The organism is Paenibacillus monticola (genome assembly GCF_009664975.1).
GTDB lineage: Bacteria > Bacillota > Bacilli > Paenibacillales > Paenibacillaceae > Paenibacillus_AQ > Paenibacillus_AQ monticola.
In genome coordinates, this window is sequence record NZ_WJXB01000003.1 from 440,940 (window position 1) to 460,254 (window position 19,315).

Genomic DNA, 19,315 nt, shown 5'->3' on the forward strand with positions numbered 1-19,315 from the left:
CAGACGTGAGAGATGCCTTTTTTTTCGTAAAAGATTATATTAGCGCGGCCGCCATTCCCGGAAAAAATCCTCTCCAGCCTTCACTCCCGCAGCATATAGCGCATCACTTTGAGCAGGTGTGATATTGAATTCGGTTGTGGCGATTCCCAGCGTAGAAATCTTGACGCTGCGCACAAATTTCTCTTGTTCAATGTAACGTTCGTCGTGAGCCGACAGCATAGTCTCCACCATGGCCTCCAGCATACTGAATGGACCTGTAATCTTATGGGGCTGCGGGGCAGCCTTACCGATCATCTGATAGCCCACAGTGGGGATTCCAGCAGGACTTTTAGCTCCCTCTTTCTTCTCATCGAACAACCAGAGCGGGAAATTGCTTAATAGTCCGCCGTCCACAAGATATACAAATTGCTCCATAAAGGATTTCCCCTTAGCCGCCTGCCCACTCAGTCGCAGCATGACCGGGTCGAAAAAGTAGGGAATGCTGCAGCTTATGCGCACAGCCTTAGCTACCTCAAAATGGTCGGGAGATATTCCATACTCCTCCAGCCCTTCCGGCAGGACTAGAATCCGACCGTTCGTAATATCGGAGGCAATAATGGATAGCTTGCCACGGGGCAGGTCGCTGAAGGTTACAATCCCTTTTTTCTGCAAAATGCCATGTATCCACGACTCCAGTGCTTCACCAGAATATAGCCCTTTCTTCGTGATTACTCGTAGTGCAGGACCAACAATGGGAGTGTTGTAGACCGGTGCCCTTTTCAGAAATGCAGTAAAGGACGTGCCTCGAATGATCCGGCTCATCTCCTTGCCGTCATAACCTGCAGCCAGCAAAGAGGCTATGATGGAGCCCGAGGAGGTTCCTGCTACTCTTTTAAAAGTACGACCCGCCCTTTCTGTTGCTTCTACGGCTCCTGCGAGCGATATTCCCTTCACACCTCCACCTTCAAACACCGCGTTAATCTCCATAAACACACATCCCCCGTTCCCATAGATTCTATTGCTTATCTATGAGCACGGGGGATATTTCATGACTTATTATAAAAGGTTAACAGACTGGCAAGTCCAAAGGGATTCCGGACCACAATATCATTGGCTCTAAACATAATGCTTCCGCCAACCTCATCGTATTTCTCATTATATTTCAGCTGGTTAATGATCTGCTGGCCGCTTTGCCATTCGGCGCTCTGATCACTCGCTCCGACTTTATAAGCCGCTTGACCGATGTATAACTCCACGTTAGTATCCGCTACCTCTTGGACCCACCAATCCACCAGCTTGTCGTAGCGTGCCGCACTAAAGGAAAGACTCCAATAGATTTGTGGGGCGACATAGTCGATCCAACCTTCTTTAATCCATGTCCGCACATCCGCATACATATTGTCGTAAGCAGATACCCCCGCCGTTGTATCGGAGCCAGTGCTGTCTGTCTTTTTATTCCGCCATACACCAAAGGGACTGATGCCATAAGAAACGGAAGGTTTGGCTGCATGAATTTCCGTGCCCAGCTCGTGAACAAATTCATTAATATTATCGCGGCGCCAATTCTCCTTGGAGGATATCGCTTTTGAGTTGTAGGTCTGATAGGCAACGTCATCCGCAAAGGAACTGTCTGAAGGATAGAAGTAATCATCTAAATGCACACCATCAATATCATAGCCATTAACGACCTCCATCACAGTGTCGATAATGCTCTGGCGCGCCTGTGGAATCCCCGGATTTATGTACTTTTTGCCTCCTGAAGTAACTATCCAATCCGGATGTGTTTTAACAATATGATTGCTCGCGAGCGAAGCTAAAGTCGCAGCAGAGGAATCCGTAGTCGCACGGAAGGGATTGAACCAGGCATGAAATTCCAAACCGCGGGCATGTGCTGCACTTACCATATATTCCAGCGGATCATAGCCAGGATCCTTGTCCTGAGTTCCTGTCAACACTTTGGACCAAGGTACCAGTGTCGAAGGATACAGGCTGTCCGCTGAGGGTCTTACCTGAACAAAAACGGCATTAAAGCCGACTGCCTTCAGCTTGTCCAGCAAGCTATCGAACTCCTGCTTTTGCTTATCGGCCTTGCTTGCTGAAGAGACAGAAGGCCAATCCAAATTGAACACTGTGGAGATCCAGGCGCCCTTCATGGCTTTACCAGTCTTCGTACCTGGTACAGACGGTATCGATGGCGCACTAGGAGTCGGAACCGTTGGCGTAACGGGCAAGGTAGGCGTCTGCGGATCTGCCGCCTGTGGCGGCTCAACATTAGAATACAAGGCTATGTGTTTGGCAGCCTGATTCCAAATGACCTGTAGTCCCAATTGCTCACTTACAAAACGAAGCGGCACCATCACCCGACCCTGCTTGATTTGCACCGAAGTCTCAAGGGCAACTGATGTCTCATTCACAAACGCAAATTGCTGGCCGCTGGTCAGCTTGAGGACTGTATCCCCTTTAGTAATCGTGACGGCCTTTGTGCTCTGATTCCAGTCTACACCGGCACTCAATCCCTTACTAATTACACTGATTGGCACCATCGTTACATTGGAAGTTGTGATATAGGGAGGCACATCACTGACCAGTGTCTCTCCATCCAGTTCGATCGTGATCTGTAGCGTTGCTGCACGTGCACCGGAAGACCACATCGGCAAGCACAACAAGATCACCAGCAAGCCTAACATCCATTTACGATAGTTCATCTTTTCTCCTCCAGGTAGTAAGAATTGGTGTTTAAAAATAAAAAACAGTTACCATCCATACAAGAAACGGCTGATGCCGACCTTATATGGACGGTAACTGTTTCTCATCAGAAATACTTAAAAGTAAGCTTGAAGCTGCTTTCTTTTAAGATTCCAAAAAAAGAACGGTATCCGTTTTGACGTAAATAAAGGAAAAAGGTTGCGGTTTTAACAGAAATAGCAACTATTATACCTGTTTATGAATCGCTAACCAACTCAAGGTGAATATCATATAACGACTGTAGACGTGTTTCATCTCTGCGGAAATATTCCACCAATGTTTCGATTCGTGTAATGGAATCCCAACTCAAATGATGCTCTATTCCTTCCACATCCTGATAGATATGCTCGGGCTGAACTCCGATCAGACCCAGAAATTCCTCCAACAGCTGATGACGATCCACGAGCCGTTTCCCTACTTTTTTCCCTTTATTGGTTAGGACAAGCCCACGATATTTCTCATAGATGAGATATTCGTCCTTATCCAGTTTTTGGATCATCTTGGTCACAGAAGAGGGGTGGACTTCCAATCCCTCGGCAATATCCGAGACCCGCGCATAACCCTTCTCATCTATGAGCTTGTATATGCGCTCCAAATAATCCTCCATGCTGGGTGTTGGCATCAAATTTTACCTCTTTTCTATAATGAGCATGGCGCCTTAGCCAAACCTTGCTCTAACAATGATACATGTTTCTGCCGCCCCTTGGCAAGTCCCGGGGAGCAAACCCCTCATCTCCTGTATAGGATTACCAAGGTTTCATGCGGCTAAGTAATGGCACAATATCATTATCCTCATTCCTAAGGAGTGTGATCTCATGTCTGTTGTAACGCCCGTACAGCCTACCCTCAAGAAACCAAGAAAGGCAACGGGTCTTTTCATTCCCGAGCTTGTGTTCTTCGAACCCGACGCCCTGAATTACCCTAAAGGCGAACGAATTATGGAGTGGGTGAAAGCTCAAAACATTCCCTATCGAATGACAACGTCACATAACCGCATCACCAATTTACCAGGCGAAACGGAATCGGAGCAATACAAGATTGCCAAAAGAACGCTAGTTGTCGGCCTGCGCAAGACATTAACTTTTGACCAATCCAAGCCATCCGCCGATTACGCGATCCCTATCGCCACCGGCTGCATGGGCCATTGCCATTATTGCTATCTGCAGACCACCTTGGGCGCAAAGCCTTACATCCGTGTATATGTGAACACAGGAGACGTAATCGACGCAGCTAAGCGCTATATCGAAGAACGGGCACCGGAAATCACGACTTTTGAAGCAGCTTGTACTTCTGACCCACTCGGACTGGAGCATATCACTGGATCACTGGAGGAGCTAATCAACTTTATGGCTGAAGAACCGCTGGGCCGGCTTCGCTTCGTGACCAAATACCAGCATGTTGAGCCTCTGCTTACTTTACAACACAAGGGTCATACTAGAATACGCTTCAGCATAAACGCCGATTATGTCATTCGAAATTTCGAGCCCGCCACCTCCCGGTTCGAGGAACGAATTGAGGCTGCAGGGAAGGTCGCTCGCGCTGGCTATCCACTTGGCTTCATCATTGCCCCCATCATCTGGTATGACGGCTGGGAGGAAGGCTACGGAGAGCTGCTAGCTCAATTAGCACGAACACTGCCGCCAGAGATAGGTAAAGGCCTGACTTTCGAGCTTATCCAGCATCGCTTCACCAAAACGGCCAAAACTCTGATCGAGAAGCGCTACCCTAAATCCAAGCTGGAGATGGATATTGAGAAGCGCAAAAAGAAATGGGGCCGCTGGGGGCAAAATAAATATGTATATCCAGACGAACAGCAAACCGCCCTGCGCGAGTATATTACAGAGCGGATTTTCGAACATTTCCCAGAAGCAGGAATTGACTATTTTACCTAAAAGCAGTTCTACTGTCAATCAGAATTTCAGCCATTCCGGGGTAATGCCCTGCAACCAGACTGTAATCCGGAACATTTGATCCGTAAATAACAGGAATCCCATCAATATCATAAGCCCACCGCCGAGCTTCATCAGCAGGTTGGAGTATTTAAGGATACGTCGTGCCCCACCAAGGAAGAAGGCCAAGACAAAAAAAGGCAGTGCAAACCCAACGCTGTAAGCCGTAATCAGAGCAAACCATGTCCCTGGTTCACTTGCCGAAAGGGCGATAATTGCTGTCAGAATCGGTCCAATACAGGGTGACCAGCCAGCCGAGAAGCCAATCCCAAATATAAAAGATCCAACATAGCCTGCAGGCTTCCATTTTAAATCTAGCTTACGTTCACGCAGCAGGAAATGTGGCTGAAATACGCCCAACAGAAACAGTCCCATTGCGATAATAAGAATAGCTGATAGCTGGCGGATCAATTCACGTTGCCCATTAAAAAATTGCCCAAAGAGCCCGGCCCCGAATCCGAGCGTATAAAAGACTACGGAGAATCCCAATATAAATGCCAACGTATGTGTAAGGGTCTTAAAGCGGACCTCTTTTGTATTGCTGCCTGACTTTAATTGCTGCACGGATAGACCGGTGATATAAGACAGATAAGAGGGATAAAGCGGCAGACAGCAGGGAGAAATAAATGACGCCAACCCGGCAGCAAACGCTATTCCAACATTAATGTTAGACAAAGTGGCAGCTCTCCTTCTTAGGGTTCAAGTCACTTCGTTCAAGTCTACATCCTTTTAGGCGGGCAATCCTTTTTTACCGACCAAGGTCAATATCAGAAGGGCAATCAGCAGCAGGACGATCGTCGCCCCTGGAGCCAAATTCCAGATTCCAGCCACAACGAGGCCACCTACAACAGCAATTTCTGCTATGATCACAGACAAAACTACGGTTGATTTAAAGCTGCGGGCCAACAAAAGGCTGATGGCTACCGGAACGGTAAGCAGGGCTGACACGAGCAAAGAACCTACTATCTTGATTGCGGTGCTGATAACCAGTGCTGTCAGAACCGTAATCAGCATATTGAGCACCTTTACAGGCAACCCACTGACACTGGCAGCATCCTCCTCAAAGCTAAGCAGAAAAAATTCCTTAAAAAATAACGTCACTACTACAACCACAGTTATAGTTACGATTCCCACTACGATGAGGTCGGTATTGTCGAGTGTATAAATACTACCGAACAGATAGCTCATGACATCTGCATTATACCCCTTCCCCAAGGTAAAAAAGAGGGAGGCCAACGCTACTCCACCCGACATGATGATCGCGATCGATAGCTCGGCGTAGCTTTTGTAAGCCTTGCGAAGCTTCTCAATCCCAAAGGATGCCGCTACCGCAAATATCAGACCCGCTCCAAGTGGATAAAAGCCAGTCAAAAAACCAAGCGCCACACCGGCTATTGTTACATGCGCCAGCGTATCCCCAATCATGGACAGCCGTCTAAGCACGAGAAAAACGCCTATAAGCGGCGCCGTAATACCAATCAACAGTCCGCCGGCAAGCGCCCGCTGAAAAAAATCACTAAATAGGATTTCCAAATTAATTCTCCTTCGATTACTAACTGCTTTCGAACCTTTTACGAACCTTTTTCGATCCCTCCCAAACCCTCCCTTCCAAGGGAGGGCTCCAAGGGTTGCACCCTCTGGACTCCCGCTAAGTGCAACTAGCGTGGGAGGGCAGGATTCTGGTGTTAAGTAACTATGGAGGGGGATCGCTTTCGTCCCTGACGGGACACGCTTAACGTTGGGCTGTGTCTAGCTCGTGAAGGGCTAAGATCAAGGACTAAGATCAAGATCTAAGGCTAAAGACCAAGACTAAAGACCAAGACTAAAGACCAAGACTAAAGACCAAGACTAAAGACCAAGACTAAAGACCAAGACTAAAGACCAAGACTAAAGACCAAGATCAAAAGACAGGGCCATCCTATGTTGTACTATGGATGACCCATACAGATCAAAAGATGGGCTGCGCCCGGCAAACTATCATGACTAACTACGAGTGACAGTGGCAGATAATCATTTCAGATGTTTAGCAGCAAAAAATACCGTTAATTCGCTCCAAAAAGATAACTTTCTTAATATAGAAGCATATTGTGCCGCTAATTTAGCTATTTCTACTGTCTAGAGCTATAATCTACGGAATTAACGACAATAAATCATGTTAAATATCCCTAACGGTGATAATTGCTCGAATTAGAGGCAGTAATCTCATCTAATTATTCTCGATTGCATTCCATCAAACGCAGCGCTTAAGTAAACGTATGCTGCAAGTTATCTACTACACAATCCTGCACCTCATGAGAGTGACGGGAATAGAAATTTATTTTGCCGTTGCTTTGTACTGGTTCATGACCCAAATAATTTTTGATCATATCGATATCATGTGAGACCATCAGGAAGGTCATATGATGATGAGCATGCATATGCATAATCAGCTCGAAGAATCCGGCTTGGGTCTCTGCATCAATGCCTACTGTAGGTTCGTCCAGAATCAGCAGATCAGGATGGTTGATCAGGGCGCGCGCCAGGAATACACGCTGCTGCTGACCACCGGACAGCTGGCCTACTCTTTTGTCGGCGATATCCTGTATCTTCATTACTTCAAGCGCATCCAAGCATTGGCGTTGCTGGGTCCGCGTAACTCTGCGAATCAGATTCTTGTTGTTGTACAAGCCGGATAACACGACTTCGCGCACCGTTGCCGGAAATAACGGATTAAAAGCATTCTTCTGCGGAACATAACCGATCCGTTCCCAATCCTTGAATTTACGCACCGGGTGACCGAATAATTTGATCTCCCCGCTAGTCGCTGGCAGCAAACCAACGATCATCTTCAACAGTGTCGTCTTGCCAGCACCATTTGAACCGATAATGCCTAGAAAATCCCGTTCTTTCACAGTATAGTTCAGATCGGAAATTACCTTTTGCTCCCCATAGGAAAAGGACAGATCCTCTATTTCAATTATATGCTGATGGCAGTCCAAGGATAACGATTCCATGATTAACTACCGCCTTTCACTATTACTTTCCTTTTTATTGTAAAGCCAGAATCAGATTTTGCAAATTTTTCTCCATCAGCGTGAAGTAATTGTCACCATTTTTTTCCTGTTTCTGGGTAAGTCCCTCTACGGGATTGAGCACCATTGTAGATACGCCCGCTTCAGCCGCCAGCGTCTTAGCCATCTTATCCGAGACAAGCTCTTCGAAAAAGATATATTTGATGCCTTCCTTCTTGACCAGATCCGTCAGCGCAACCATGTCCTGTCCGCGTGGCTCTGCGTCAGGTGATAATCCCATTATGGCATGCTGAGTCAAGCCATAGTCACGGGCAAGGTAAGCAAAGGCCTGATGGGAAACGACAATTTCATGATTAGGCTGCTTCGCAAGCTCTGTCTGAAATTTGCTGTCAAGTGCCTGCAATTTCTCAGCAAGCTGATTGTAGCGCTCTTCGTATCCTGCCTTATGTTCGGGATCAACGCTCTGCAGACTGTCTTTTATATTCGCGGCCATAATCAGCGCCGACTTCGGGCTAACCCAAGTATGAGGATCGGTATGCAGGGTGTCATTATTATCCGTTGCCTCATCGGTCATAATATATTCAACCCCATGACTCACTTCAACCGTCTGAACCTTGCTGCCACTCTCAAGCCCCTTCAAAAAATTAGGAACCCAACCCTCCAGCCCTGCACCGTTATAAAGGAATAGCTGCGCTTTGGAGGTGTTAATAATGTCCTGACTACGCGGAGTCCAATCATGTGGCTCCACACCAACCGGAAGCAGATTGATCACATGAATATCTGCGCCGCCGATCTCCTGAGTGAATTCATATATAGGATAAAAAGTGGTCACTACGTTCACTTTGCCCTCAACAATACTGCCACCGCTCTTTGCACCGCATCCAGCAAGCACTACGACCAGCATCAAGGCAAGCATTAGCAGACCCTTGCGTGAAAATTTCAAAACCATAATAACTATCGACTCCTTAAATCGTAAATTTTACTAGTGAAATTATAATAGTAATCGTTACGATAAGTCAACCCGAAGGAGAAATCACGCTATATCTTTGAAAAAAGGAACGCCGACCGGCCGCTTCTCCGGCTTATCAGGCATTCCCCTTCTCAAACAACTATTCTTCAACGCTAATATATTTAGCTTTACTTCACAATAGCCCCGTTAGGCATATTATCCGGAACAGTGGCAATGGTGAGCTGATCACCCTTGGAGGCTGCGAGAATCATCCCTTGCGACAGTTCACCGCGCAGCTTCACTGGCTTCAGGTTCACGATGCAGATCACTTTGCGCCCTACTAGCTCTTCCGGTGTGTAGAACTTGGCAATACCGGAGACAACCTGACGCTGCTCATAGCCAAGATCCAGTTGCAGCTTCATCAGCTTATCCGTTTTCTTAACCGGCTCAGCCGAAATAACCTGTGCTACCCGTAGTTCAACTTTGGCAAAATCATCGATGCCGATTTCTTCTTTATGCTCTTCCTCCGGTTCGGAAGTCACCGCAGCAGCAGCGCCGCCTTCAATTGCAGCTGGCTCAGCGGCTGTTTCTGCTGTTTCAACGGCTGCTTTACCAGCTCCACCCATAGCCTCAGCAATAAAAGCAACCTCTTGCTCCACATCCAGACGCGGAAAGATTGGATTACCCTTCGTAAGCTTTGTTCCAGCCGCAAGCAACCCAAAGGTTCTGCCGCTGTCCCAGGTTGTCAGTTCACCAGGCTCAATGCCAAGCTGCTCCCAGATCTTCGCTGGTGCTTCTGTCAAGAATGGCTGCAGCAGAATAGATGCTGTACGCAGTCCTTCCACAAGATGTCTCATGACCGAAGCCAGCTCAGCACTTCTACTCTCGTCCTTGGCAAGAATCCAAGGCTGAGTCTCATCAATATATTTATTTGTGCGGCTAATGAATGCCCCAATAGCAGCCAGCGCCACGGAGAATTCCATTTTTTCCATCGCTTCTTCTACTTTGGTATAAGTACTTTGTGCCATAACCTCAAGTTCACCATCGAATGCTGTTACATTTCCCTCATAGGCCGGAAGCACACCGTCGAAATACTTCTCAACCATCGCCCCTGTGCGGTTCAGTAGGTTACCCAGATCATTGGCTAGATCAAAGTTAATCCGGTCCACAAAGCTCTCAGGGGTGAAGGTTCCATCCGAACCAAATGGTACCTCGCGCAGTAAGTAATATCGTAGGGCATCTAAGCCATAACGGTCAATCAAGGTTACTGGATCAACGACATTTCCCTTGGATTTGGACATTTTGCCTTCCTTCATCAGCAGCCAGCCGTGTGCGAATACTTTTTTCGGAAGCGGCTCGCCTAGCGCCATCATAATGATCGGCCAATAGATGGTGTGGAAGCGGACAATTTCCTTGCCGACAATATGCACATCCGCTGGCCAGAATTTATCATACAAACTACGATCCTCGGAACCGTAACCCAAGGCGGTAATATAGTTAGTCAGCGCATCTATCCACACATAGACGACATGTTTCTCGTCACCCTTGACCTTAACTCCCCAATCGAAAGTCGTTCGAGAGACCGAAAGATCTTCCAGACCTGGCTTAATAAAGTTGTTGATCATTTCGTTCTTACGGGATTCCGGCAAAATAAACTCTGGATTATCCTCATAATACTGTAGCAGCCGATCAGCATATTTGCTCATCCGGAAGAAATAACTTGCTTCCTTCACCAGTTCAACGGGATGACCACTGTCCGGGCTTTTACCACCGGTAATGTTCCCTTCAGCATCACGCTCAATATCAACCAATTGCGTTTCTGTGTAAAAGGTTTCATCCGAAATACAATACCAGCCTTCATATTCACCTTTATAAATATCGCCTTGCTTTAGCAACCGATCAAAGATATCCTGCACTACTTTTTTGTGACGCTCTTCTGTTGTACGGATAAAGTCGTCATTGGAGATGTCCAGCTTGTGCCACAGATCCTTAATGCCAACCACAATATCATCTACAAACTGCTGAGGGGTCTTCCCGGCTTCTTCTGCCTTGCGTTCAATCTTTTGCCCATGCTCATCTGTACCAGTCAAGTAACGCACCTCATAACCGCGCAGGCGTTTATAGCGAGCCATTGCATCTCCTGCCACAGTTGAATACGCATGTCCGATATGCAGCTTGTCGCTCGGATAATAAATCGGTGTTGTTAAATAAAATGTTTTCTTCTCACTCATAGGTAATCATCCCTTCTTCTCTGAAAAAGACAAAAAACTCCCGCCCCCTATAATGGGGCGAGAGTTGAACTCACGCGATACCACCCAAATTTCCTGTCTCTTCACAGAGCACAGGCTTCGCCAGTTCCCGCTTAGGAGAACTGTCCATTAACGCTGGATCACGCCGTCCTCTTACGTAAACCGTACTTAGCGGGTTGACGCTCGAAGACAGTTCCTCCCGGACCATATTCAATCCAACTTTCCATACCGGCTTGCAGCAATTTCCCGGCTCTCTGCAATGGACGTTCCGATCTACTCATCCGTTCCTCGGAATTCATACTATTATTGAAAATATAACCAAAGAGAGGCCTCCGTGTCAAGTTGTACGAATATTACTCTCCTTGGGAGTCTTCTCTTTCAGTGGCGGTACTGGATCAAGCCCTCCAGGATGGAATGGATGACATCTCGATATCCGCTTTGCAGCAAGCCACGAGCCCTTAAGTGGACCATGGACCTCAATCGCCTCCAGCGCATAAGCGGAGCAGGTTGGATAGAAACGGCAGGTCGCCGGCTTAATTGGCGAAATAAACTTGCGATATACACGGATTGGAGCCTGAATCGTTCTGCGTCCGATTGTCATTCTTATTGACCCTCTTTGCTATGTGCCACAGCGACAGTCTCTTCATCCCGGTTCTCTTCACAATCCTTGCAATAACCGAACACCTCAAATTTATGCTTTACTACCCGGAACTGGTCAGGAGCATCCGTTAAATTCATCGGGCAGAAATTAATCGGGTAGGTCTTCTGGCATTGAAGACAGATCATATGGTGATGGTGATGGTCCTGATTGCAGCTCCCTTTGAATTTCACTCCATCTTCAAAGACCACTTGCTCCAGCACACCCAGCTCTTCCATTACACGCAGGTTGCGGTACACCGTATCAAAGCTAAGCCCGCTGTATTTACGGCCCATATGCTCATAAACATCCTTCGCTGACAAATATCCCTCATTCTCGCCGAATAAGTTGGCAAGCGTTTTGCGCTGATCGGTGATTCGCAGTCCCTGCCCCGACATGGTTTCCAATATTTGTTCTGTCGACAGCATACGCTCATCTCCCATAACATAAGTTCATTTGTATAACACTCTCTTTATAATGCCCCAAAACAAAAGCCCCGTCAATGAAGCGCAGCACCTTTACAACGTATTGAACATTATAAAACCCTGACAGGCATTCCATTACGGAACACTTGTCAGGGCTCTTATGATAAGCTCGAGAATTATTATTTTCACTTAAGCCTGAAGTAACTTACTTCAAGGCCGGAAGTGGTGTAAAGACAAAGTTTACGGGCAGGTTGCTTCCCGAAGCGACCGTAAACATCAATTCAACCGAAGTTTCGTATTGGCCAGTGCGGTATACCACAGCACTCATGTCCGCGTTCGCTAAACTTCCCTTGTTTTGCAGGTTCACAATCGTTCCATTCGCGACTACAGACCCAAGGTAGTTACCACCGCGCGGGTTAAATGTAATCAGTGTATTAGGTGCAACGCGATCAAGCTTAATCTTGTACAAGACGCCAAAGTTACCAGAATTGGAGGCTTCGGTGCCATTCATAGGATCTACACCGATCAGATTTAGATCGCTTTTATTATCACCAAGCAAAAGCTTGGATTGGGTTGTTCCCACTACATCAGTAACGTTAATAATGCGTGTTGAATCCGGATAGGTACCGCGGTTGTGTATACCGTCACGGTCCAGAACGGGCAGCGTTGGCAGTGCAACCAGAGGGTCCTTAGTCTGCTCGACCATGATTACGTTATATTGCACAGGATAATCACTGAACAAATCTGCGCTGAGAGAGATGATTTCTCCCGGTTTCATCGCGATCTTGCTGGTGTCAGTCAAAATGGGTACACTTTCGCCCGGCTGCAGCGTTACGCTGCCAATATTCCCACCATTAAGTAATGAACTGTAATACTTCAACACCGAAATTTTACCTGTGTATTCAGGCGATGAGGCAGGACCTGCAAATCCTACATATTGCGTAGTAATCGTCGTTGGGTACAGGTTGTTGTTTGTTGCAATAATATATACTTTCTGTCTTGTGCTCATATTATTCTTGTGATGAACCAGAAAGCGTGTCGCTCCAAATGCAGTTTCACGATACAGAACGCCCTCGGTATTAACAGTCTCCGGGCTGTTGCTGCGGATCAGTGTATAGGGCTCTGATGAAAGGTTATAGGTCAAGTTAGGTAAGGCAGGGATTATGCCGCCGTCACTAGTCAGAACATCACCCTGAGGAGTGAACAGCTTCTCCACCTCTTCCCTGGTATACAATTGTTCAGTCGTGATATTAATTGTCTTCTCAAAAATACTGCTTAGGCCATGCGTATCGGTCACCTTCAATTGAATCGAAAGCGGGCCCGGATTAAAGAAAGCCAATGAGCGGTTCATCCACTCGGTCGTCAACACATCGCCTTCAGGATCGGAGCTAAGGTCGGTTATCGTTACCGGCTCGCCCATTTTATACTCATCCTTGTCCGTGGTGAAGTTGGCAACCGGAGGTTGATTAGGTTGAATAACGTTAATAGTGACAGTGTAAGGGTTACTCCATTGTCCGTTCGCATCCATTACGGAGTAAGTCACTGCGTAAAATCCGGGTTGATCATAAATAGTCTGCTTATTCCCTTCCCAACGCTCATCGACAATGGCTGTTCCATTCGGTGAAGAGCTGGAAGTAATGAAATTCACTGTAGTTTGACCTGCATAGATTTCCGTAGGCTGAACAGTGAATGATGCAGTCGGTTTGGTGTTCAATGTAAGAATAACCTGCTTCTTCACATTATCGACTGTATAAGGAATACCCAGTGCCGCCGTGATCGACGTCAAAGGAATCATAAATGTATTCTTATATTGGTAAGCTGGACCTTTCATTGTTACCTTGTTGCCATTAACGGTGTAAATCTTGCTATCTGTCTTAAAGCGCATGATATTATCTCCGCTAGTAACGATCGTTTCCTTCGTTTTGTAGTCGTAAATGAATTTCACACCTACCCGTTCCACCATAGCACGGATGGAAACGTAGGATACGCCTTTCTTAACTGCCATCGGCTGATTAGCCAAATATAGGATGCCATTCGCATACATTTTATTGCTGTTCATCAAAAGTACAAGTTGATTATTGCCTGATGTGCTTAGTGATTGACCGGCAAATGGTGTGGGTTGAATAGTTGCTTCCGGTGTTGCACTAATAATCGGTGTTACTGTTGGTATTGGTGTAGCTGTAGGCATTGGTGTTACTGTTGGCATTGGTGTTGCAGTGGGTATTGATGATGATACAGGCAACGGTGTTGCCGTTGGTGATACGACGCTGGTAGGTTGCAGACTAGGCAGTGGATCAGTAGCCTCCGGCTCCAGAACTGGCGTAGGAGTAGCTTCAAGTGCAACTGTGGAATTAGGTACTACTGTAGTACTAGCAGCTACGGCGAAAGCCGGTACTGCCGAGGCGACCTGCGAAACGGCCAAAACCGCAACTAAGGCAATTTTCTTGAAATTCATTGTATGACTCCTTCTGCTCCCATTTGTAAAATATAACAAAGTACCTATCTCTCTATACTCTGCTCATATTCCCCGCAAAAACGCAGCCGCCCTTAAAAGGGCGGCAGTGTGTTTTTGCCACGTTCATTATAACAAAACATAGTATTAGACGCACAATTCACCAAAAAGTTTCAGTTATGTAAAGAAAAGATTAACTCAGTATAAAATGAAAATAGAATTCACATTTAAAGGTTAGTTGGATCTATGTGAGGGAGTGAACTTCGTACGCGGCATTAGTGGAAATCAAGAAGAAACGGCTCCGCCATTCTTTTATAGACGGCAACCGTTTCTTCGAGAAATATAAGGATAAGTTATCGTGTGACATTTTACAAACTGGAGAAGAGTCAACTTTCACCTTCATCTTCATATTTCACCGCTAGTTGGCGGGTCAGATCCCCGTGATGATACGACTTACTTACCGTGCTTCAGCCCCGCGATGCTGCTCCCGATACTCCTTTGGAGACATTCCCGTCTGCTTCTGAAACACCTTGGTAAAATACCGCCGCTCCTGATAGCCGATACCTGTACCAATAACCGTGATACTCTTATCGCTATTCACAAGCATAAACTTGGCGGCTTCAATCCGCTGAAGCGTCACATATTCAACAAAGGTCATGGAAAAATGGTTTTTGAACAACAGACAAAAGTAGCTGCTACTGATCCCAATCTTATTCGCCACTTCTTCAATGCCGATATCTGAATTCAAGCGTTCAGTAATATATTGTGCAGCCAGACTCATTTGCTGGTCCGGTGTTTTTTTGACAGAATCATGATCGAGTGCCGGTATTTCCTGAAATAAAGGAATACTGTTATACAGCTTATCTTTAAACTGCCTGCTGCGGATTTGCACCCCGATCTCACGTACTTTATCGCCAAGCTCTTCATAGTGAATCGGCTTACAGATATATTCTTTCACACCTAAACGGATGGCTTCCCGCGCGTAATCGAATTCCTGATAGCCACTGAGGAGCAGCACCTCACTGTCCAGGCCCATCTCCCGCAACTTGCCGATGAACGTTAAACCGTCCATCACCGGCATACGAATATCACAGAGCACAAGATCCGGCTGCTGCTCTTCGGCGATAAGAAGAGCCTCCATACCGCTGCGTGCCATTCCAGAAACAACCATCCCCATCTCCTCCCAAGGCAGCACCCTGTTCAGGTTGTTCAGAATCGGTGCTTCATCGTCAACCAGTAATACCTTTAGCATAATGGTCTTCCCCCTGCTCGTATTTAGGTATGACGCATTGGATCATAGTCCCCTCACCCGGTGCGGAGCATATAAATATACCGTACCTATCGCCGTATTCAATGCGTATGCGGTCAGCTACGCTGCGGACGCCGAGTCCCCGACGTTCAAGATTCATCCGGCTTACCAGCTCAATGCCATCCTTCTGCTCAAGTGTATCATTCACCATATATTGAAATATAGATAGTTGAGATGATGTCATTCCGATACCATTATCTTCAATTCGCAGAATCAGGTTTCCTTGTTCTTCCCAGCCCTTAACCTTCACTTTTCCTTTATAGGCAATACCTTCAAAGCCATGCTGGATACTGTTTTCCACAAGCGGTTGGAGCGTAAGCTTCAGAATACCACAGCTCAACAGAGCGTCAGGAATATCAATCTCATAATCAAATAAATCCTCGAATCGAAACTTTTGAATGTCGAGATAATTACGCAGATGCTTCACTTCTTCTTCCAGTGTGATTTCGTCTCTGTCCTGAATACTGATACGCAGTATACTGGCTAATCTGTACACCATTTCACTAACCTTACGCCCTTCATTCTGCACGGCCAGCACATTAATAGATTCCAGTGTATTGAACAAAAAATGCGGTTTAATCTGCGCCTGCAGGACGCGCATTTCAGCTTGGTTCTTACGCCGCTGCTCCACCTGAATTCTGTTGAACAGACCATTGATTTTGTCCATCAGATCATTAAAGCCCTTGGCAAGAAGAGTTAGCTCATCATTACCTTTTTCTTCCACACGTGTAGTAAGATCACCATCCTCAACCCGGCGCATAAAGCGGACAATAACCGCTATACCACCAGTAATACGGTTCATAAAGAACAAGTTAAAGATTACGGCAGCCAGAAAACAGAGGAAGATTACTAAGACAAACCAGCGGGCAAAAACCGTAACCTCCCGCGATAAGGAGTTCCATGAGGTAGTAGACACAAGACTCCAAGGATATCCTTTGAGGTGATAGACGGAAAGAATACTTTTTTCTCCGGCAAACTGCGTTTTGAAGCTCTGAAATCCCGGTTTGAACATAATTTCTTTTGTTGTAAATGATCGAAAATCCTGTCCGTCCAGTTTCCTGTCCGGATCAAACAGAATCATACCATCATCATTGACGAGCATAAACGAAACATCCTGATTGCTATCGCCGATTTTTAAATTACGAAAGATTGATTCGAACTCCCAATTTTTGATCTGCACTACGAGAATACCGATATTTTGAAAAAAACTCAGTTCCTTAATAAGCCTAATTTGCGTAAATACAGGTTCAACGCCCGTTAAGTCCGGATATTCATGCGGAGCAATCCATTTGGGCACGCCATTCAGCGCCATAACTTCCTTATACAGACTGCTTTCTTTGAACTTGTCATACGGGAGCGTACGGAAATTCTCCTTATTAAAAATAGAAACAATTTCTGAGCTGCCCTTTCCACTAAAGTTGTACAAAAAGGCGTAGCTGATCGAAGGATGGTTATATAACAAGCTCCGAAAATTACGCTGGCTGGCGTTCAGGCTTAGCTGCTCAGCATCAGTCAGATCCTGTTTGGAAGGGTCCTCTGCGCTGAGAGCCATATGAAATACCGAGGTTGCAATTCCGTTATCCGTAACATTATCCATGTCTTTAAATACATTGGATATACTGTAGCTGATCGCTTTCAGCGAGTATTCGGATTGCTGGCTATATTTCTTCTCTATTGAATTATAAGTCACAAAGAACATAAACATGCCAAGGATAAACAGAGGGATGATAATCAGGCCCAGAAATGCCGTAAATAATTTATAGCGCAAATTCATCGGCTAGTGCTCCTGACTGTGAATAAGATTATCCTTTTACGCCGCCCGCTGTCACACCTTCAATAATTTTCTCCTGCAAAATAGCATAAATGATAATTACCGGCACCACGCTATAGACGATACCCGCTGACATTTGTGCATAATTCATCTGATATTGATCGCGGAATTGGACCATTCCTACCGGAAGGGTGCGCAGATCGTCATTCGAAAGAAAATAATTGGCCAATAAGAATTCATTCCAATTTCCCAGGAAATTAACTATGAATACAGTAACCATGGCGGGAACCGTCAGAGGTACAATTATCTTAGCAAAGATACCTGGTGCCTTCAACCCATCCATGACTGCCGCTTCTTCTATTTCACTAGGCAATGAACGCATAAAGGCCGCCAAAATGATAATCGTAAACGGGATAGCATTGGCAATATACGGAATGATTAGTGCCCAGTGCGTGTTTAAGATGTGCAGCTTCCGCACAATAGTGTAAATCGGCAGCATCAGCGCATTGTTAGGAATAAGCATTCCAATCAGTACCATCGTAAAAAGAATCCCATTCCATTTACCTTGACGCATTCGCGTCACCGCAAAAGCAAACATGGATGCCAGCAATATAGCGACTACCGATGACAGGACAGAAATGTACAAACTGTTAAAAAAGTAAGTACTAATCTTGGCATTCACCCAAGCTTCCACATAGTTGGAGAATTCAAAATTCTTTGGAATGCCGAATGGATTCAATGCTATTGCATTATTATCTTTCTTTACAGACGAGAACAATACGAACAGAAACGGAAAAAGAACGACAAGTAGATACGAGAGTAGTACGACATGCGGCAAACTCTTTTTCAGGAAACGTGGCATCAGTATTCAATCCTTTCGGTACGCCGGGCAACCAGCAGCTGATAAAGGGCTGTAACCACCAACGTAAACATAAAGATCAGGACAGCGATGGAGTTTCCGTACCCATACTTAAAGTTTGTTATCGCATATTTAATCATATAAGTCGCCATAACCTCAGTTGATCCGGCTGGCCCGCCCTTCGTCATGACGATAACGATATCTGCCGCTTTCATCGCTCCCGCGATTGATAACATAATCACAACGGAGATTATCGGAACTATTAGCGGCAAAGTGATGCGTGTGGCTCGCTGGAAGCCGGTAGCGCCGTCAATGGCTGCAGCTTCATCTAGTTCACCAGGGATGGAGAGAATCGCTGCCAGCACCATTACAATGTAGAATCCGGTCCACTGCCAGGCGTTCGTGATCAGTATGGACAGCATGGCGAAGCGCTCATCTGACAGCCAGTAAATAGGCTCGATTCCAACAAGCCCTAGTAGTTTGTTAAAAAGGCCAATGTTTGGCTCGTAAATAAAGCCCCAAAGTATGCCAATCACCGCTGTGGACATGATAGAAGGCATAAATACCGCCGTTTTATAAAGGCCCTTTAGCTTCTTCACATTAGCGATTAATAGAGAGAAGAATACGATCAAAGGAACCTGTATACAGATGGAGAAAAGAATAAACCAGCCGTTGTTTTTGACCGAAATCCAGAAGCGCTCATCCCCGAACGCTTTTTTGAAATTAGTGAGGCCGGTATATTTGACCGTATCCGAAACGCCGTTCCAGCTAGTAAAGCTATAATAGATGGAGCTAAAGATCGGATAAATAAAGAACATTAGGAACAAGATAAGTCCGGGAATAATAAATAGGGTGAACACTAGGGGATTTCTCAGTGCTTTATTCATGACTACCTCCAATTGCTGTGACGCTGTTGATGGATAATTTCAAGATGAAACGGCTTCGCCGTCCTTTAAATGGACGGCACCCGTTTCTTCGAG

The 19,315-nt window shown here is 46.0% G+C and carries 17 protein-coding genes; 1 reads left to right on the top strand and 16 read right to left on the bottom strand.

The window, feature by feature from the left end; genetic code table 11:
- Positions 1-39: 39 nt before the first annotated feature.
- The 3 genes from GJB61_RS11215 to mntR form a co-directional block, all read right to left on the bottom strand.
- A complete protein-coding gene (locus GJB61_RS11215; protein ID WP_154118583.1) occupies positions 40-966 on the bottom strand; it encodes a patatin-like phospholipase family protein in 927 nt (308 codons plus the stop codon).
- A gap of 59 nt (positions 967-1,025) precedes the next feature.
- Positions 1,026-2,684 (bottom strand): family 10 glycosylhydrolase, encoded by a 1,659-nt coding sequence (locus tag GJB61_RS11220; RefSeq protein ID WP_154118584.1) that lies wholly within the window; start codon positions 2,682-2,684, stop codon positions 1,026-1,028.
- 236 nt (positions 2,685-2,920) lie between these two features.
- Positions 2,921-3,346 carry a transcriptional regulator MntR gene (mntR, locus tag GJB61_RS11225; protein ID WP_154118585.1) on the bottom strand — a complete coding sequence of 142 codons (426 nt, stop codon included), beginning with the start codon at positions 3,344-3,346 and terminating at the stop codon, positions 2,921-2,923.
- A 193-nt stretch (positions 3,347-3,539) separates the two neighbouring features.
- On the opposite strand from mntR, the gene splB reads away from it, so the two are divergent.
- Positions 3,540-4,616, top strand: a complete 1,077-nt coding sequence (splB, locus tag GJB61_RS11230) for a spore photoproduct lyase (protein ID WP_154118586.1) — start codon at positions 3,540-3,542, stop codon at positions 4,614-4,616.
- Positions 4,617-4,634: 18 nt separating this feature from the next.
- Here splB and GJB61_RS11235 read toward each other — a convergent pair whose 3' ends face one another.
- The 13 genes from GJB61_RS11235 to GJB61_RS11290 form a co-directional block, all read right to left on the bottom strand.
- Positions 4,635-5,348: a cytochrome c biogenesis CcdA family protein gene (locus tag GJB61_RS11235; RefSeq protein ID WP_154118587.1), complete on the bottom strand. Its 714-nt coding sequence runs from the start codon at positions 5,346-5,348 to the stop codon at positions 4,635-4,637.
- Between the two features lie 54 nt (positions 5,349-5,402).
- Positions 5,403-6,206, bottom strand: coding sequence for a metal ABC transporter permease (locus tag GJB61_RS11240; RefSeq protein ID WP_154118588.1), 804 nt, complete (start codon positions 6,204-6,206; stop codon positions 5,403-5,405).
- A 710-nt stretch (positions 6,207-6,916) separates the two neighbouring features.
- Positions 6,917-7,666 (bottom strand): metal ABC transporter ATP-binding protein, encoded by a 750-nt coding sequence (locus tag GJB61_RS11245; protein ID WP_154118589.1) that lies wholly within the window; start codon positions 7,664-7,666, stop codon positions 6,917-6,919.
- A gap of 34 nt (positions 7,667-7,700) precedes the next feature.
- Entirely contained in the window at positions 7,701-8,633 is a 933-nt protein-coding gene (locus GJB61_RS11250) for a metal ABC transporter solute-binding protein, Zn/Mn family (RefSeq protein ID WP_154118590.1), read from the bottom strand.
- Positions 8,634-8,821: 188 nt separating this feature from the next.
- Positions 8,822-10,864 (bottom strand): methionine--tRNA ligase, encoded by a 2,043-nt coding sequence (gene metG, locus GJB61_RS11255; protein ID WP_154118591.1) that lies wholly within the window; start codon positions 10,862-10,864, stop codon positions 8,822-8,824.
- Between the two features lie 70 nt (positions 10,865-10,934).
- Positions 10,935-11,096: a hypothetical protein gene (locus tag GJB61_RS32680; RefSeq protein WP_476703952.1), complete on the bottom strand. Its 162-nt coding sequence runs from the start codon at positions 11,094-11,096 to the stop codon at positions 10,935-10,937.
- A gap of 123 nt (positions 11,097-11,219) precedes the next feature.
- Positions 11,220-11,483 (bottom strand): membrane protein insertion efficiency factor YidD, encoded by a 264-nt coding sequence (yidD, locus tag GJB61_RS11260; protein ID WP_154118592.1) that lies wholly within the window; start codon positions 11,481-11,483, stop codon positions 11,220-11,222.
- Positions 11,484-11,485: 2 nt separating this feature from the next.
- A complete protein-coding gene (locus GJB61_RS11265; protein ID WP_154118593.1) occupies positions 11,486-11,947 on the bottom strand; it encodes a Fur family transcriptional regulator in 462 nt (153 codons plus the stop codon).
- Between the two features lie 202 nt (positions 11,948-12,149).
- The gene (locus tag GJB61_RS11270) at positions 12,150-14,399 is read right to left on the bottom strand and encodes a stalk domain-containing protein (RefSeq protein WP_154118594.1); all 2,250 of its coding nucleotides are present in this window, start codon (positions 14,397-14,399) and stop codon (positions 12,150-12,152) included.
- Between the two features lie 454 nt (positions 14,400-14,853).
- Positions 14,854-15,648, bottom strand: a complete 795-nt coding sequence (locus GJB61_RS11275) for a response regulator transcription factor (protein ID WP_154118595.1) — start codon at positions 15,646-15,648, stop codon at positions 14,854-14,856.
- Positions 15,626-17,479, bottom strand: a complete 1,854-nt coding sequence (locus tag GJB61_RS11280) for a cache domain-containing sensor histidine kinase (protein WP_154118596.1) — start codon at positions 17,477-17,479, stop codon at positions 15,626-15,628. Before GJB61_RS11280 ends, GJB61_RS11275 begins: the two co-directional genes overlap by 23 nt.
- A 28-nt stretch (positions 17,480-17,507) precedes the next feature.
- Positions 17,508-18,338 carry a carbohydrate ABC transporter permease gene (locus GJB61_RS11285; protein WP_154118597.1) on the bottom strand — a complete coding sequence of 277 codons (831 nt, stop codon included), beginning with the start codon at positions 18,336-18,338 and terminating at the stop codon, positions 17,508-17,510.
- Positions 18,338-19,222: a carbohydrate ABC transporter permease gene (locus tag GJB61_RS11290; protein WP_154118598.1), complete on the bottom strand. Its 885-nt coding sequence runs from the start codon at positions 19,220-19,222 to the stop codon at positions 18,338-18,340. Before GJB61_RS11290 ends, GJB61_RS11285 begins: the two co-directional genes overlap by 1 nt.
- Positions 19,223-19,315 lie beyond the last annotated feature (93 nt).